Genomic DNA, 15,036 nt, shown 5'->3' on the forward strand with positions numbered 1-15,036 from the left:
GTCTGTCCCTTCATTAATGTCTTCGCGCCTTGCAACTTGTGGCTCGCGGGTTATCGCAGCGGGCGAACAATGCAAACCCGAATGGGAGAGTCGCCTGTGTCCGAGTTGCCGCCGTCCGAGCCCTTCGTTCCCGTTCCGGCGGATGCCGCGGCCAACACCCATTGCAGCGCAGCCGATTACGACCGGCTTTATGCCCAAAGCATCACCGATCCCGACGCCTTCTGGGCGCAGCAGGCCAAACGCATCGACTGGATGAACGCGCCCACCAGGATTGGGAACTGGTCCTATGACCCGGTCGAAATCAAATGGTATCAGGATGGCGTCCTCAACCGCTGTCACAACGCGGTCGACCGCCCTGTCGCCGCGGGTCATGGTGACCGCACCGCGATCATTTTCGAACCCGACGCGCCCGACGGAGAGACGCGCACGATCAGCTATTCGGCGCTGCTCGCCGATGTCGTCCGCTTCGCCAATACGCTGAAAAAAATGGGCGTCCAGAAGGGCGACCGCGTCACCATCTATATGCCGATGATCCCCGAAGGCGCGGCCGCGATGCTGGCCTGTGCGCGCATTGGCGCGGTACACAGCGTTGTCTTCGGCGGCTTCTCGCCCGAGGCGATCCACGGCCGCATCGAGGATTGTTCAAGCGACTGGGTGATCTGCGCCGACGAGGGACTGCGCGGCGGCAAGACGGTGCCGCTCAAGGCCAATGTGGACAAGGCGCTCGAACGCGTCAATGTGAAAGCCGTGCTCGTCATCGCGCACACCGGCGGCGATATCGCGATGAAGGAAGGCCGCGACCATTGGTATGACGCACTGTCGGCCGATGTTCCGGGCGACTGCCCGTGCGAGCCGATGAATGCAGAGGACCCGCTCTTCATCCTCTATACCTCGGGCTCGACCGGCAAGCCCAAGGGTGTGCTCCACACCGTCGGCGGCTATAGTGTTTGGACCTCCAGCACCTTCCACTACGGCTTCGACTATCGCGCGCACGAAATCTTCTGGTGTACCGCCGACATCGGCTGGGTCACCGGCCACTCCTATGTCGTTTACGGCCCGCTGCAGAATGGCGCGACGACGCTGATGTTCGAGGGCGTACCAAACTATCCGGATCACGACCGATTCTGGCAGGTGGTCGACAAGCACAAGGTGAACATCCTCTACACCGCACCGACCGCGATCCGCGCACTGATGCGCGAGGGCGACGATTATGTGACACGCCATGACCTCGGCTCGCTCCGCCTGCTCGGCAGCGTCGGCGAGCCGATCAATCCCGAGGCCTGGCGCTGGTATCACCAGATCGTTGGCAAGGGCCGCGTGCCGGTGATCGACACCTGGTGGCAGACCGAGACCGGCGGCATCATGATCACCACCCTGCCCGGCGCGCATCCGATGCAACCGGGGAGCGCGGGCAAGCCCTTTTTCGGCATCCGCCCGCAACTCGTTGATGCCGAGGGCGGCGTGCTCGTCGATGAGCAGACCGGCGGCGCGGCCGAAGGCAATCTGTGCATCACGCACAGCTGGCCGGGGCAGGCGCGCACGATCTTTGGCGATCACGGACGCTTCGCCGAGACCTATTTCTCGACCTACAAAGGCAAATATTTCACCGGCGACGGCTGCCGTCGTGACGCCGACGGTTATTGGCGCATCACCGGCCGCGTCGACGATGTGATCAACGTGTCGGGCCATCGGATGGGCACTGCCGAGGTCGAAAGCGCGCTCGTTCTCCACGAACTGGTCGCCGAGGCGGCGGTTGTCGGTTTTCCGCACGACATCAAGGGCCAGGGCATCTACGCCTATGTCACCCTCAACGCCGGGGTCGAGCCGACCGACGAGGTCGCCGCCGCGCTCAGGCAGCAGGTGCGCAAGGAGATCGGCCCGATCGCGACGCCGGACCATATCCACCTGACACCGGGCCTGCCCAAGACACGCTCGGGAAAGATCATGCGCCGCATCCTGCGCAAGATTGCCGAGAATGATTTCGGGTCGCTGGGCGATACCTCGACGCTCGCCGATCCGAGCCTGGTCGACGGGCTGATCGAGGGGCGGAAGAACAGGTAAAATTTCAAAACCCGTTCGCATCGAGCGAAGTCGAGATGTCCATCGGAGCAGCGCAAGGTCGAGCGGTATCTTGACGTCGCTCGACCCGAACGAAATTAGAGCGCCGCTCTGCTCTTAAAAATGAAAGTCCGGTAATTCAGCCAGCGCAATCCCCAGCGCTTCCGCCCAGCCGTTGGCAACGCTGTCGAAATACGCATCGCCACGCTCGAAGCGCCGTTCACGCACTGTCGTAAAATCGTCACGCTCGTGGATCTTGAGATCGATCGGCAGGTCGACCCCGGCGTTGGCGCGGATCGTCGAATCGAACGACACGCAGAGAAGCTTGACGGCATCTTCAAAAGACATCGCGGGATCGTAGGATCGCACGATGATCGGGCGCCCATATTTAGTCTCGCCAATCTGGAAAAACGGATTGTCCTCACCCGCCTCGATGAAATTGCCCTCGGGATAGACCAGAAACAGCCGGGGCTCGGCGCCCGCAATCTGCCCGCCGACGATCAGCGAAGCGCGAAAGGGCGATGCCGCCGCCGGCCCTTCGGCATTGTGGCGCATGACGATCTGGCGCAGCGTTTCGCCGACGATCGTCGCGATCTGGAACATCGATGGCGCCGCCAGGATCGACGGGTGGCGATCTTCGGGCGCTTTGGTGCGTTCGTCGAGCAGGCTGACCACCGCTTGCGTCGTTGCCAGATTTCCTGCCGACATCAGCGAGATCACGCGCTCGCCCGGCACGTGCCAGCTGCGCATCTTGCGGACCTGCGCGATGTCGTCGACACCCGCGTTGGTGCGGGTGTCCGACATGAACACCAGCCCTTTGTTCAAACGCATGCCAACGCAATAAGTCATCGAATCCCGTATCCCCGCCCCGGATAGTTCATGTCGCCCCAGTCCGCTTATTGCTGGACCTGCAATTGGACAACCAGATTCTCCTGCGCCGCGCCATAACGCATGCCGCGAACGGGGGCGGCATCGCGATAATCGAGCCCGGTGGCAACGCGGATATAGCGCTGGTCGGGCGAATGGCCGTTACTGATGTCGAAACCGATCCAGCCGATATGCTCGAAATGCGCCTCCGCCCATGCGTGCGTCGCGTCCTGCTGGGTACGGTCGTTCATCATCAGATAGCCCGATACATAGCGCGCCGGATGCCCCAGATGGCGCATCGCGGCGATGAAGATATGCGCGTGGTCCTGACACACCCCGCCATCGCTGCCGAGCGCCTGTTCGGCGGTCGTTTCGGCATCGGTTACGCCGATCCGGTAGGCCAGACGGTCGATGATCAGCGCCGACAGCGCATGCGCGCGCTCGATATCATTAGCATAGTCGCGGCCGAGTTGCGCGGTCAGCGCGCGCACCTGCCGCCCCGCGCGGGTGAGCGGCGTCGGACGCAGGAAGGTCCATAGCGGCATCGCGCCGCGGTGCGCGCCGATCACGCCGTCCCAGGTTTCCAGCTCGACGGTGCCATGACAGCGAATCGTCAACTCGCTCACGCCGCCATCGATCGCGATCAGGTCGACGCCGTTACCGTGGTGATCGCTATAGTGCAGCTGCTGCGAGCCGCCTTCGATGTCGATCGCCCAGTCGACGATATGTTGCTGCCCCGGCCGGTCCTTGGGCGTCAGCTTAAGCTGCTGAAGCGCATATTTGACCGGCGCGTCATATTGATAGCTGGTGATATGCTCGACGCGAAGTTTCATTCGACAAACCGATAGTCGCGCTCGACCTGCCGCGCGAGGGTGGCAGTATCGCGAAGGAAGCCGGTCACATATTGGTGGAGACCGCCGTCGAAGATCGACTGGATCGGCGCATTGAGTTTGTCATGGCTCAGCGCATGCGCCAGCCGCCACGCCTCGGTCTCTTCGCCGTAATGGCGTTGCAGCTGCGCCAGATGCTGCTCCATCCGCTCGCTGCAAAAAGCCAGACTGCGCGGCATCTGACGATAGAGGATCAGGAACTCCGCAATCTTCAGCGCGCTGATCTCGGTACCGTAGAGCCAGTGATAGGCGCGGTGCGCCTACACCGAGCGCAGGATCGTCTCCCACTGCACATTGTCGATCGAAGTGCCAATATGCGCGACCGAAGGCAGCAGCAGATAATATTTGACGTCGAGGATGCGCGCCGTGTTATCGGCGCGTTCGAGATAGGTGCCAAGCAGCGCGAAATGATAGCCGTCGTTGCGCAGCATCGTGCCGTTGAGCGCGCCGCGCACCTGCGCACTCTGCTGGCGGATCGTCGTCAGTACGTCGGGCAGGTCGTCCTCGCGCACTTGCCGCTTGAGCAGCGCGACGAGCGTCATCCAGCTGGTGTTGACCGCTTCCCATGTCTCGCGGGTCAGCGCGGTGCGCGCAGTGCGGGCATTGTCGCGCGCCTGCCGGATCACCGAAAGGATGCTAGACGGGTTGGCAGGGTCGCGGAGCAAGAAATCGATCACCCGCGCCGAGCTATAGTCGCCATGCGCCGCCTTGAACGCCTGATTGACACCTGCGGTCACCAGTACCGATTTCCATTCGGCCGCCGCGGTCGATGATCGCGTCAGCGCGATGCGAAACCCCGCGTCGATCAGCCGCGCATTATTCTCGCTGCGCTCAAGATAACGTGCCATCCAGAAGAGGCTGCCTGCGGTCTTGCCCAGCATCAATCTTCCAACACCCAGGTATCTTTGGTCCCGCCGCCCTGGCTCGAATTCACGACCAGCGACCCCCGCGTCATCGCAACGCGCGTCAGCCCGCCCGGGGTGATCGTAATCCCTTGCGGCGACATCAGCACGAACGGCCGCAAGTCGACGTGGCGCGGCGCGAGACCCTTTTTGGTGAAGATCGGCACGGTCGACAGCGACAACGTCGGCTGCGCGATATAATTGCCCGGGTTCGCTTCCAGCTTGGCGCGGAAGGCCGTGAGTTCCTTCTTGCTCGCCGCAGGACCAACGAGCATCCCGTAACCACCCGATCCGTGGACTTCCTTGACTACGAGCTCAGGCAAGCGATCGAGCACCTCGCGCAGATGCTCAGGGTCCGAACAGCGCCAGGTCGGCACATTGGGCAGCAGCGCCTTTTCGCCGGTATAAAATTCGATGATGTCGGGCATGTAGCTGTAGAGCGCCTTGTCGTCGGCAATGCCCGTGCCCGGCGCGTTGGCGATCGTGATCCCCCCTGCCCGGTACACGTCCCAGATACCCGGCACGCCGAGCATCGAATCCGGCCGGAAGTTCAGCGGATCGAGAAAATCATCGTCGACGCGGCGATAAAGGACGTCGATCGCCCGATACCCCTGCGTCGTACGCATCGCGACGCGCCCATCGACAACGCGCAGATCATGCCCCTCGACCAGCTCGGCGCCCATATGGTCGGCGAGATAGCTGTGCTCATAATAGGCGCTGTTGTGGATGCCGGGGGTCAGAACCGCGACGGTCGGCGTGCCGCCGCACGCGGGCGGCGCGCACGCGGCGAGCGATTTCAAAAGATTGATCGGATAGTCGCTGACCTCGCGCACCGGCACTTTCGCGAACAGCTCGGGAAACATCTGGAGCATCGTTTCGCGGTTCTCGAGCATGTACGATACCCCAGACGGGGTGCGCGCATTATCCTCGAGCACATAAAATTCATTGGCGCCGGTGCGGACAATGTCGGTGCCGCTGATATGGGTATAGATGCCGCCGGGTGGATCGAGCCCCATCATCATCGGCAGGAACGCCGCGTTGCCGGCGATCAGGTCGGTCGGCACGCGTCCGGCGCGCAAAATCTCTTGCCGGTGATAGATGTCGTAGAGGAAGGCGTTGAGCGCGCGGACGCGCTGTTCGATGCCGCGCGACAGGCGGCGCCATTCGCTGGCCGAAATGATCCGCGGCACGACGTCGAAAGGGATCAGCCGCTCGTCGCCATCGACGGCGCCATAGACGTTGAAGGTGATCCCCGTTGTGCGGAACAGCGCCTCGGCCTGCACTGCCTTGTGCTGGATGCGCGCCACATCCTCGGCCTCGAACCACCCGCAATATTCGCGATAGGGCGACCGGGTTTCGCCCTCCTGGCTGTTCATCTCGTCAAAAAAGGAAATGCGCCTGCCCTTTCCACGCAACGTGCCAATTCGTGCCGCGCCCAATACCGTAGGCCTACGCGGCGTCCCGTGTTCCAGCTGCTGCGTCGCTTGTCGGCTACGTGGCCTCCAAGCTTGTGTGGGCAATGCTAGCACCGCCGCGCGGGAAGGCAAGCGTACAAAAAAGCGTTAGAATCCAACCAACAAACGGATAGCAACGACACCAACCAGCAAGGCGGTGAGCCGCCGGATCAGTGTCGCGGGCCCGCTCTTCACCGCAAGCTGAGTCCCGATAGCGCCGCCGATCAGCACCGCGATCAGCAGCGGCCAGTAGCTTGCAACGGCGCCGACCATCTCGCCGCCCTTACCTTTCAGCAGTTGGCCGGTCAGGCCGAACAGGCTGTTGACGAGGATGAAGAGGCTCGCCGTCGCCGCGACGGAGCGCTCTTCAGCCCAGCGAATGAGATGCAGGATCGGCGCGAGGAAGATGCCGCCGCCGATACCGACAACACCGGCGAGATAGCCGAGCGCCGCCGTGATCGGCAGCAATAGCGCGGGCGACAGCTTGACCGGCCTAGCCGTAAGCGGCTGGATCAGCAGCGCCAGCGCCGAGGCGAGCAGCGACAGACCGAGCAGCGTGACAAGCACCCCCTGCTTCACTGGCGTCAGCCCGCCGAGGAAGGCAAGCGGCGCCGCGACGGCGACAAGCGGAAGCGCTTTCACCCAGGGTGTCACGCCCGAACGCGCGAAGCGGATGGTCCCGCCGCTGACAACGATGACATTGCACGCCAGGCTGATCGCCGGGACAAGCCCGACCGCCACGCCGGCCAGCAACAACAGCGCGGTATAGGTCGAACCGCCGCCGAAGCCGACCGCAGCGTAAAGCAACGCGGTCAAGCCAAAGAGCGCGCCGAGCCCGGTCATCGCGTCAGAGCCGCGTCAGATCTGGCCGTGGCAATGCTTGTACTTGCGGCCCGAACCACAGGGGCACGGCGCGTTGCGGCTGATCTCCAGTGCCGCATAGGGGTTGTCGCCCTCGGGCAAATCGGGACGCGGGATCTGCATCGGCGGCAGCGTGTTCGCAATCAGCCCCAGACCGCCGCTATCGATGTCGGCGCTGTTATCTTCGCCGGTAAACGGATCGATATGCGTCGTCAAAAAATCGGGCAGATCGGGCAGCAGCATCGGCTCGGGTTCGTCGAAACGCAGGTCGATGCGCGCGACGGTGCGCGTCACATCCTCGCGGATGTTCGACAACATGCGTTCGAACAGCGCAAAGGCTTCCTGCTTATATTCGTTGATCGGCTGCTTCTGCGCATAGGCGCGCAGGAACACGACCTGGCGCAGCGCGTCGAGCGTCGCGAGATGCTCTTTCCATTGATGGTCGAGCGTCTGAAGCAGGACGGATTTCTCGATGCCCTTCCACGTGTCCGGATCGACGAGCGCCGCCTTTTCGGCCGCGACGGCATCGGCCATCGCCTGGATGCGCTCTTCGAAAATTTCGGCGTCGACCGCGTCCTCTTCCATCCACGAATCGATTGGCGGATTGAGGTCGAGGATATTGGCGACGCGCTCCTTCATTTGCTCGATATCCCACTGCTCGGGATAGCTACCGGGCGGGCAGGCGTCAGCAACGATCGCATTGACCGTTTCGGCACGCATCGCGATCATCACTTCATCGACGGTCTCACTGTCGATGATCTCGCCGCGCTGTTCGTAGATCACCTTGCGTTGGTCGTTCATGACGTTGTCGTATTCGACAACCTGTTTGCGGATATCGTAATTGCGCGCCTCGACCTTTTTCTGCGCGGTCTCGATCGCCTTTGACAGCCATTTCGACCCGATCGCTTCGCCATCCTCGAGGTTCTTGTTCATCATCTTGGAGAACAAGGTGTCGGGACCAAAGATGCGCAGCAGGTCGTCGTCGAGGCAGAGATAGAATTTCGACAGGCCCGGATCGCCCTGGCGCCCGGAGCGGCCGCGCAGCTGGTTGTCGATGCGGCGGCTTTCGTGGCGCTCGGTGGCGAGCACAAACAACCCGCCCGCGGCTTTCACTGCTTCGCGCTCGGCAGCGACTTCGGCCTGAATGCGCGCAATTCCGGCTTCGCGCTCGGGCCCTTCAGGCACATCCTTCAGCTCGTCGTCGATACGAAATTCTTCGTTGCCGCCCAATTTGATATCGGTGCCGCGGCCCGCCATGTTGGTTGCGATGGTGACCGCGCCCGTGCGCCCCGCCTGCGCGACGATATGCGCCTCGCTTTCATGGAAACGCGCGTTGAGCACGCTGTGCGCGACGCCTTCCTTTTCGAGGTAGGACGACAGCAGCTCGGACTTTTCGATCGACACCGTGCCGACCAGCACCGGCTGGCCGCGCTCGTTTGCATCACGGATCGTCTTGGCGATCGCCCCGAACTTGTCGGTGATATTCTTGTAGAACTCATCCTCATCGTCGATACGCGCGATCGGCCGGTTGGTCGGGATGTTGACGACATTCATCTTGTAAATGTCGAAGAATTCGGCGGCTTCGGTCGCCGCTGTTCCGGTCATGCCGGAAAGCTTGGGGTACATGCGGAAATAATTCTGGAAGGTGATCGACGCGAGGGTTTGGTTCTCGGGCTCGATCTGCACGCCCTCCTTCGCCTCGACCGCCTGATGCAGGCCGTCAGACCAGCGGCGCCCGTCCATCATGCGGCCGGTGAATTCGTCAATGATCACGACCTTGCCGTCCTTGACGATATAGTCGGTATCGATGCGGAACATCTGGATCGCCTTCAGCGCCTGATTGACGTGATGGACGACCTGGGTGTTCTCGATGTCGTAAAGGTTGCTGCCCTGGAGCAGCCCGGCATCCTCGAGCAACCGCTCGACATGCTCGGTGCCATCTTCGGTCAGGTTGATCGACTTGGACTTTTCGTCCTTCTCATAATCATCCTCGGTCAAATTGAGGACGACCTCGTTGACGCGAATATAGAGTTCGGACTTATCATCGGTGGGGCCAGAAATGATCAGCGGGGTGCGCGCTTCGTCGATCAGGATTGAATCGACTTCGTCAACGATTGCGAAATTGAAGGTGCGGTGGACCATCTGCTGGCGGTCAAACTTCATGTTGTCGCGCAGATAATCGAACCCCAGTTCGTTGTTCGTCGCATAGGTGATGTCGCTGCCATAAGCGTCGCGGCGCTGCATTTCGTTGAGGTTGGGGACGATGATCCCGGTGGTCAGCCCCAGGAAGCCATAGACCTGCCCCATCCATTCGGCGTCGCGGCGGGCGAGATAGTCGTTGACGGTGACGACATGGACGCCCTTGCCCTCAAGCGCGTTGAGATAGGCGGCGAGCGTCGCCACCAAAGTCTTGCCTTCGCCGGTACCCATTTCGGCGATCTCGCCGCGATGCATGACGATGCCGCCGATCATCTGAACGTCGAAATGGCGCATGCCGAGCGTGCGAACCGCGGCTTCGCGCACGGTGGCAAAGGCTTCGGGCAGAATGTCGTCGAGTGTCTCTCCGGCTTCGAGCCGGGCGCGGAATTTCGGTGTCTGCGCCTGAAGTGTCGCGTCATCGAACGCCTGCATGGTGGATTCAAAGCCGTTGATCTTGTCGACGATTTTGCGGATCGAGGCGACATAACGATCGTTGGACGAGCCGAACAGGCTCTTGGCGAGGCCAGAAATCATCGAATATTCCTTGGAATGTGAATAAAGAGGCGGCGCATGGGCCGCAAAATATGCAAAAGCCCCCTAGCAGGGCGGCGCCTGAGAAACAGGACGCTAAGGCGCCGCTCTACTCGAGCGCGCGGTCGCTGCCGGTAAGCAGGCCAGGAAGATGCGGCGGCGGGGCTTTGCGGGGTTTGCGGCCGGTGCCGCCGCTGGAACGGCGGGTCGGCGTCGTCGCAGTCGGGCGGCGTTCGCTATCGCTGACTTCGGCCTGCCCCGCCGTTTCGGCGAGCAGGACAAGCGCCCCCATCGCGGCCGGAACGGCAGGCGCAGCGACCGCCCGGTCGGCAGTCGCCAGGCCGGTCAGCAATGCCAAAAGGGTCAGCAATAACCGCAAAAATCGCCCCTGTTGTTGTCCGGAGCGTGAAATATTGCGCCCCGTTCCCTGAACATAGGGTGAAAGCGGCGTAGCGTCTAGGGGTGCATGCTATCGAGCGGTCGACGATGCATTGCTCGCGTCTTCAATTTTCAGTTCCGTCCGAAACGTAATCCGCTTCGCCACAGCTTTACCACTCGCGTCCACAAAGGGGATATAGCGCTGCGCGTCTCCGAACATATCGCAGGGTGATGCACCGGCCGGAAATCGCGCGGGGTCCGCCGTGCCAGAAAAGGTACAGCGGCTGACGGCGCCTTCCGCATCGACATGCACCGATATCCTTTCATCGGCCGGTTTTGAGAACGGGAATTTTTCCACCGGGTTTCGCGTCGTGCCACTTGCGGTATCAACGTCGTCGCGCGGTAGGATCCACTGGAACACCGCTGGCACGACACCGTTGGTCGCCTTCCCCGCGCTGTCGAGCGCAGGCTCAAATGCGCCATTCTTTCTTATTACTGCGCAGGCTGCTGCATCCAGCTCAGCCGACATACTGCTGTCGATAATGCTGCAGCCAGTCACCTTGCCCCAGGCATCAACGCTGATCGCCAAATGAACGGCTCCTTCATATTTCGCTTCACGCGCCGCGGCGGGATAGTGACTTACTGCGTCAATCATCAGCATGACTGGCAGCGGCGATGGTCCGCGCGGCCAACTCTTCCCGCTCTCGTCGATGCTGAAACCCGCACTCGCGAGCCGCGACAAATATCCGTCCGGAATCTGCCAACGGATCCGGTTGACGTAAGTGCCACCCGTCGCTTCACCCTGCGCGTTGCGCCCGGGCGTAAACCGCGCGCGCGCCATAGCTAGTCGGCAAGTTGCGCCATCAAGGTCGCTGTGACCACTGGGCGCGGTAATTTCACAGCTTGTTGGAAGTCCGTCAGCTCCAAAAGCGAGGCGAAATCCCGTCGTCCCCTCACGCCCTTCCCGCATAGCCGTCGCCGGATAGTCGACGTTCGTCATCCAGCTTCCGGGGTTCGTCGCCGGAGCCGCTGGTTTGGACAGATTTCCAGCAGCTTCTCCATCTTGAAGTGCCGCAAACATCAATACCGAAAGCAGCATAAAACGTCCTTTATTGAAGCTTCGGGTTCAGCTCTTTCACCTCGATCAAAAAACTCTTCGGCTTCTTGAACAATTTGCTCTTGCGATTGACCTTCAGCCCGACGGCCTCGGCCAGCTCCATCACGAAATGCACGCAATTGCGTTTATTCAAACTGTAACTCGGCTGTTTGCGGTCGCGCCATTCGGCGACCTTCGTCATCAACCGCGCAAAGGTCGCATCATCGACGATGACATCGAACTGGTGATCGCTCTTGGCGATATAGTCGGGCTTCGACACCTGCACCTCGCCTTTGACCGACCCGAACAGGATCGCCGGACTGACCGACGACGCGGTAAAGCCGTAATTGGCGTCGATCACCTCGTCAGTCGCGTCGATTTTGCCCCGCAGCACGACGAAGGCGTGCGGAAAGCGGTCGCCGAAATCATGGCTGTAGAAGCTGACGATCACCTCGGCGCGCGCCGGATTGGTCAGTCCGGCGCATAGGAGCAATAGCGACAGGAGGATCAGGCGGAAGCCGCGGGTCATCGCCGCCCTCTTAGCCAGCCGCACAAGGCCTTGCCAAGCCGCGATTGCCGCTTGACGCATAAGTCAACTTCGCATCAAGTCTCACTGACATAAATGTAAGGAGGGGAGCATGGCACGGAAGGCGATTTTCATCACCGGTGGCGGATCGGGCATCGGCCGCGCGGTGGCGCGCCATTTTGCCGGACAGGGCTGGTTCGTCGGGATCGCCGACGTCAACCGCGCCGGGATTGACGAAACCGCCGCCATGCTTCCCGAAGGCGCCTCGTCGCGGCACGTGATGGACGTGCGCGACCGCGACCAATGGAAGGCCGCGCTTGACGCCTTCGCTTCGTCAAGCAGCGGCCGCCTCGACGTGCTGTTCAACAACGCCGGCATCGGCACCGGCGGTCAGTTCGCCGACATGCCGCCCGCAGAGGCCGACCGGCTGATCGCGATCAATTTTGGCGGCGTCATTAATGGCATCTATATGGCGCTACCCTTGCTCAGGGCGACGCCGGGATCGACGATCCTCAATACAGGGTCAGCGTCGGGCTTCTACGGCGTCGCCGGGCTGGCCGTCTATTCGGCGACTAAATTTGCGGTGCGCGGGTTGACCGAGGCGCTTGAAATCGAATTTGCCAAACATGGTATCAAGGTCCGTTCGCTGATGCCGGGGTTCATCGACACGCCCCTCCTCGATCAGGTCAGCGCCGACAGCAACGAACCGGCACGCAATCGCCTGTCTGCCAGCGGCTTTGAAATCATCCCAGTCGAACGTGTCGCCGAGGCGGCATGGGCGGCAGTGCATGGCGACAAGGTCCATGTGACGGTCGGCAAGATGGCCAAGCGGCTGTCGCGCCTCGCGCGTTGGTTCCCGGGACTGATCATGCGCCAGTCGAAGAAGATCGACGGATTGGGAACCGCCGGACAGTAACGCGACGCCGATTCTGAATCTGTTCGTGTCGCGCGAAGTCGAGCCACCTGTCAGAATGGTGCTTGGCCGTGGGGCATCTCGACTTCGCTCGATGGGAACAGCAAATTAACGGGCCAACCGTCACCGTTTCGCCGTTCCGCATTGCACCGGCCCGGTACCGACATTGCGCACAGTGCACACGGGCTTGCCGAGCACAACGGTCTTGCCGACGCCGCGCGCCGTCACCGTGGCGGTTTTCACCGCGCGCAGGATATGGTCGCCCGCGCCTTCGCCATCAAAGTTCAACATGTCGACCGCCAGCGCCCCTGCATCGAACATCCCGGCACCTGACGTCGTCATCTGCGCCTGTTTCGCGGTGCCGGCCAGCGTCATCGTACCATTGCCGAGCATCGCGACCGACAACCGATCGGTTATGATTGCACCGACCGAAAGCGACCCGGGGCCGCGCAGCCCCACGATCACTCGCGCACCTTTCATCCGGTCGATCCGCAGCGATCCTGCGCCGCCCATTGTCGCCGAACGCAGGTTGGCAGCATTGATACGGATCGTCACCGCGCCGCGCGGCACCCGGCGATTTGCGTCGCCCGCAAACTGGCGCTGACCGATCACCAGTCGCCCGTCGCGCGCTTCGATGGTCAGCCGGTCGAGTCCGTCCTGCGGTCCGGTCGCCACCGCGCCAACCGGCGCGCGCGTCGTCACTTCGATGATATAATCGGCGTTGACCTCGATCGCCTCGAAGCTGGTCAGCCCAAAGCGTTTTTCGGCGGCTGCGGCAGGTGCGATCGCAAGCAGGACGACGGCCGTAAGCACGGCGCTATGGAGGGCAAGGGTCATGGTGCCGCCTTACCCCGTCGCGGCAGGCGGCACCAGCACCGCGTTATTTGCAGGTTACCGACCCGGACCCCATCTGGCGCGACGAACAATTCGCCCCCCCACCCAGCGTCACGTCGCCCGATCCCAGGATGTTGATGTCCGCCTTGCCAGTCGCCTGCGCCCCGACATCGCCCGACCCAGTGATCGACACGTCGAGCGTCTGTGCGACCAGCCCGTCGGCATCGATATTGCCCGATCCGGTGACGCTATACTCGCCCGCGCCAACCGTCCCGCCGCCGATTTCGATATCACCCGAACCCGACACGCTGATTTCGGCGCGCTTGCCGGTCAGTTTCGCGATCTTGAGATCGCCCGATCCCGTGACGACCGCCTCGACCGCGTCGCCATCGACGCTGTCGGCATCGATCGTTCCCGAACCGGTCAGGCGCACCGCGCTGAGACGAGGCATGGTAATGATGATCTCGACATCATCGACATCGCGGTTCGAAAAGCTGAAACTTTCCCGCTTGCGCCCGATCGACAGCGTCGGCCCATCGAGCTCGATCTCAAGCCGGTCAAGAATGGCTTGCGGTCCCTTGGCGCTGATCGAGAACGCATCGCCCTGGCGAATAGTGACATCGTCCGGGCCGGCAACCTTGACCTCGGTAAAGCCGGTCTGTGCGTAACTTTTGGTGGTGACCGGACCCGCATCGGCGGATCGCGTCGTCTCGCCCTTGCCCGACTTGTCGCCGTCTTTGTGGTCGGCACCGCTGCACGCGGTGACCGTCATTGCCAAGGCCAGCGGCAGCACCGCCATCGTCCAGTTACGCATCGCCAATCTCCTTTGTGTATTACGAACATAATACACAAAGGAGATTGTTTGTCCAGCGCCGCTACCAGCGCAGCAGCGGCGCCAACAGCACCCGGCCGACGACGCCCGACAGCGCGACCGCCAGACCATGCCACAACGCGATATGCATCATGTCGTTCGCCGCACAGTGCAGCGCGACAATCGTCGCGCCCGCTGCGCCGGCCGCGATGCCGACCACCCAGCCGGCGCGCGATGGCGACGTCGGCGCCCCGCCCTTCAGCCAGGCGAAAAGCGCTGCGCCGACGCCGAGACCGGCAAACACACCCTGCGCCAGGCAGTGCATGCCATTTTCGGGGTGCGCCGCTTCCAGCGCCGCGTGACCGTCGCTCAACGCCATCACCAATGCCGAAAAGGGCAGCGCGAGCGCCGCCAGCCCGGCCCATCGCCAACCGCTGTAATCGCGCCCGACGCCGGGCAATCCCATCCGCAGCGCGCTCCACGCCGCGGATAAACCCAGCGCGACAATCAGCCAGAAAGCAAGCAGGGGCAGCGGCGGCATCATCGCGCCGTCGGCCAGATCGTGCCGCGGGCCAACAAACCACAGAAGCAACGCGGCGCCGACGAGCCAACCGCCCGCGACCCACAAAGACCCGCGCGCGACGCGGCGAGGGCATACGGGTTCGAGCTCGCCCGCCAGGTCGTCGATCAGATCGTCGATCGATGCATTCGTCATT

13 protein-coding genes and 1 pseudogene are annotated in these 15,036 nt (G+C 62.4%); 2 read left to right on the plus strand and 12 right to left on the minus strand.

All coding sequences use genetic code 11. The features are described from left to right. Positions 1-96: 96 nt before the first annotated feature. Positions 97-2,061, plus strand: a complete 1,965-nt coding sequence (gene acs, locus IPF76_RS02055) for an acetate--CoA ligase (protein ID WP_293838958.1) — start codon at positions 97-99, stop codon at positions 2,059-2,061. 114 nt (positions 2,062-2,175) lie between these two features. Here acs and IPF76_RS02060 read toward each other — a convergent pair whose 3' ends face one another. The 9 genes and pseudogenes from IPF76_RS02060 to IPF76_RS02100 form a co-directional block, all read right to left on the minus strand. Continuing rightward, positions 2,176-2,907 (minus strand): peptidase, encoded by a 732-nt coding sequence (locus IPF76_RS02060; protein ID WP_293838961.1) that lies wholly within the window; start codon positions 2,905-2,907, stop codon positions 2,176-2,178. A 47-nt stretch (positions 2,908-2,954) separates the two neighbouring features. Then, positions 2,955-3,758, minus strand: a complete 804-nt coding sequence (locus IPF76_RS02065; RefSeq protein WP_293838963.1) for a transglutaminase family protein — start codon at positions 3,756-3,758, stop codon at positions 2,955-2,957. Then, positions 3,755-4,696, minus strand: a pseudogene (locus IPF76_RS02070) (alpha-E domain-containing protein). Before IPF76_RS02070 ends, IPF76_RS02065 begins: the two are co-directional and overlap by 4 nt. Then, positions 4,696-6,093 carry a circularly permuted type 2 ATP-grasp protein gene (locus IPF76_RS02075; protein WP_293838966.1) on the minus strand — a complete coding sequence of 466 codons (1,398 nt, stop codon included), beginning with the start codon at positions 6,091-6,093 and terminating at the stop codon, positions 4,696-4,698. Before IPF76_RS02075 ends, IPF76_RS02070 begins: the two are co-directional and overlap by 1 nt. A 186-nt stretch (positions 6,094-6,279) precedes the next feature. Next, a complete protein-coding gene (locus IPF76_RS02080) occupies positions 6,280-7,014 on the minus strand; it encodes a sulfite exporter TauE/SafE family protein (protein ID WP_293838969.1) in 735 nt (244 codons plus the stop codon). A 15-nt stretch (positions 7,015-7,029) separates the two neighbouring features. Further along, positions 7,030-9,765 carry a preprotein translocase subunit SecA gene (gene secA, locus IPF76_RS02085; RefSeq protein ID WP_293838972.1) on the minus strand — a complete coding sequence of 912 codons (2,736 nt, stop codon included), beginning with the start codon at positions 9,763-9,765 and terminating at the stop codon, positions 7,030-7,032. 106 nt (positions 9,766-9,871) lie between these two features. Then, positions 9,872-10,141, minus strand: a complete 270-nt coding sequence (locus tag IPF76_RS02090) for a hypothetical protein (protein WP_293838975.1) — start codon at positions 10,139-10,141, stop codon at positions 9,872-9,874. Positions 10,142-10,231: 90 nt separating this feature from the next. Then, entirely contained in the window at positions 10,232-11,239 is a 1,008-nt protein-coding gene (locus IPF76_RS02095) for an energy transducer TonB (RefSeq protein ID WP_293838978.1), read from the minus strand. A 10-nt stretch (positions 11,240-11,249) separates the two neighbouring features. After that, positions 11,250-11,765, minus strand: a complete 516-nt coding sequence (locus IPF76_RS02100; RefSeq protein ID WP_293838981.1) for a hypothetical protein — start codon at positions 11,763-11,765, stop codon at positions 11,250-11,252. A gap of 109 nt (positions 11,766-11,874) precedes the next feature. On the opposite strand from IPF76_RS02100, the gene IPF76_RS02105 reads away from it, so the two are divergent. After that, positions 11,875-12,678, plus strand: coding sequence for an SDR family oxidoreductase (locus tag IPF76_RS02105; RefSeq protein WP_293838984.1), 804 nt, complete (start codon positions 11,875-11,877; stop codon positions 12,676-12,678). 120 nt (positions 12,679-12,798) lie between these two features. Here IPF76_RS02105 and IPF76_RS02110 read toward each other — a convergent pair whose 3' ends face one another. From IPF76_RS02110 to IPF76_RS02120, 3 genes are all read right to left on the minus strand, one after another. Then, positions 12,799-13,512: a head GIN domain-containing protein gene (locus IPF76_RS02110; RefSeq protein WP_293838987.1), complete on the minus strand. Its 714-nt coding sequence runs from the start codon at positions 13,510-13,512 to the stop codon at positions 12,799-12,801. A gap of 43 nt (positions 13,513-13,555) precedes the next feature. Then, the gene (locus tag IPF76_RS02115; protein ID WP_293838990.1) at positions 13,556-14,323 is read right to left on the minus strand and encodes a head GIN domain-containing protein; all 768 of its coding nucleotides are present in this window, start codon (positions 14,321-14,323) and stop codon (positions 13,556-13,558) included. 61 nt (positions 14,324-14,384) lie between these two features. After that, positions 14,385-15,035, minus strand: coding sequence for a DUF1109 domain-containing protein (locus IPF76_RS02120; protein ID WP_293838993.1), 651 nt, complete (start codon positions 15,033-15,035; stop codon positions 14,385-14,387). Position 15,036 lies beyond the last annotated feature (1 nt).

The sequence above is a fragment of the Sphingopyxis sp. genome (genome assembly GCF_016704835.1).
In the GTDB taxonomy this organism is placed as follows: domain Bacteria; phylum Pseudomonadota; class Alphaproteobacteria; order Sphingomonadales; family Sphingomonadaceae; genus Sphingopyxis.

What these genes read in the sequence shown, in the direction of transcription:
- IPF76_RS02060 (WP_293838961.1), bottom strand. Translation starts at nt 2,907, where the DNA reads ATGACTTATTGCGTTGGCATGCGTTTGAACAAAGGGCTGGTGTTCATG.
- IPF76_RS02065 (WP_293838963.1), bottom strand. Translation starts at nt 3,758, where the DNA reads ATGAAACTTCGCGTCGAGCATATCACCAGCTATCAATATGACGCGCCG.
- IPF76_RS02075 (WP_293838966.1), bottom strand. Translation starts at nt 6,093, where the DNA reads ATGAACAGCCAGGAGGGCGAAACCCGGTCGCCCTATCGCGAATATTGC.
- IPF76_RS02080 (WP_293838969.1), bottom strand. Translation starts at nt 7,014, where the DNA reads ATGACCGGGCTCGGCGCGCTCTTTGGCTTGACCGCGTTGCTTTACGCT.
- secA (WP_293838972.1), bottom strand. Translation starts at nt 9,765, where the DNA reads ATGATTTCTGGCCTCGCCAAGAGCCTGTTCGGCTCGTCCAACGATCGT.
- IPF76_RS02095 (WP_293838978.1), bottom strand. Translation starts at nt 11,239, where the DNA reads ATGCTGCTTTCGGTATTGATGTTTGCGGCACTTCAAGATGGAGAAGCT.
- IPF76_RS02100 (WP_293838981.1), bottom strand. Translation starts at nt 11,765, where the DNA reads ATGACCCGCGGCTTCCGCCTGATCCTCCTGTCGCTATTGCTCCTATGC.
- IPF76_RS02105 (WP_293838984.1), top strand. Translation starts at nt 11,875, where the DNA reads ATGGCACGGAAGGCGATTTTCATCACCGGTGGCGGATCGGGCATCGGC.
- IPF76_RS02110 (WP_293838987.1), bottom strand. Translation starts at nt 13,512, where the DNA reads ATGACCCTTGCCCTCCATAGCGCCGTGCTTACGGCCGTCGTCCTGCTT.
- IPF76_RS02115 (WP_293838990.1), bottom strand. Translation starts at nt 14,323, where the DNA reads ATGCGTAACTGGACGATGGCGGTGCTGCCGCTGGCCTTGGCAATGACG.
- IPF76_RS02120 (WP_293838993.1), bottom strand. Translation starts at nt 15,035, where the DNA reads ATGACGAATGCATCGATCGACGATCTGATCGACGACCTGGCGGGCGAG.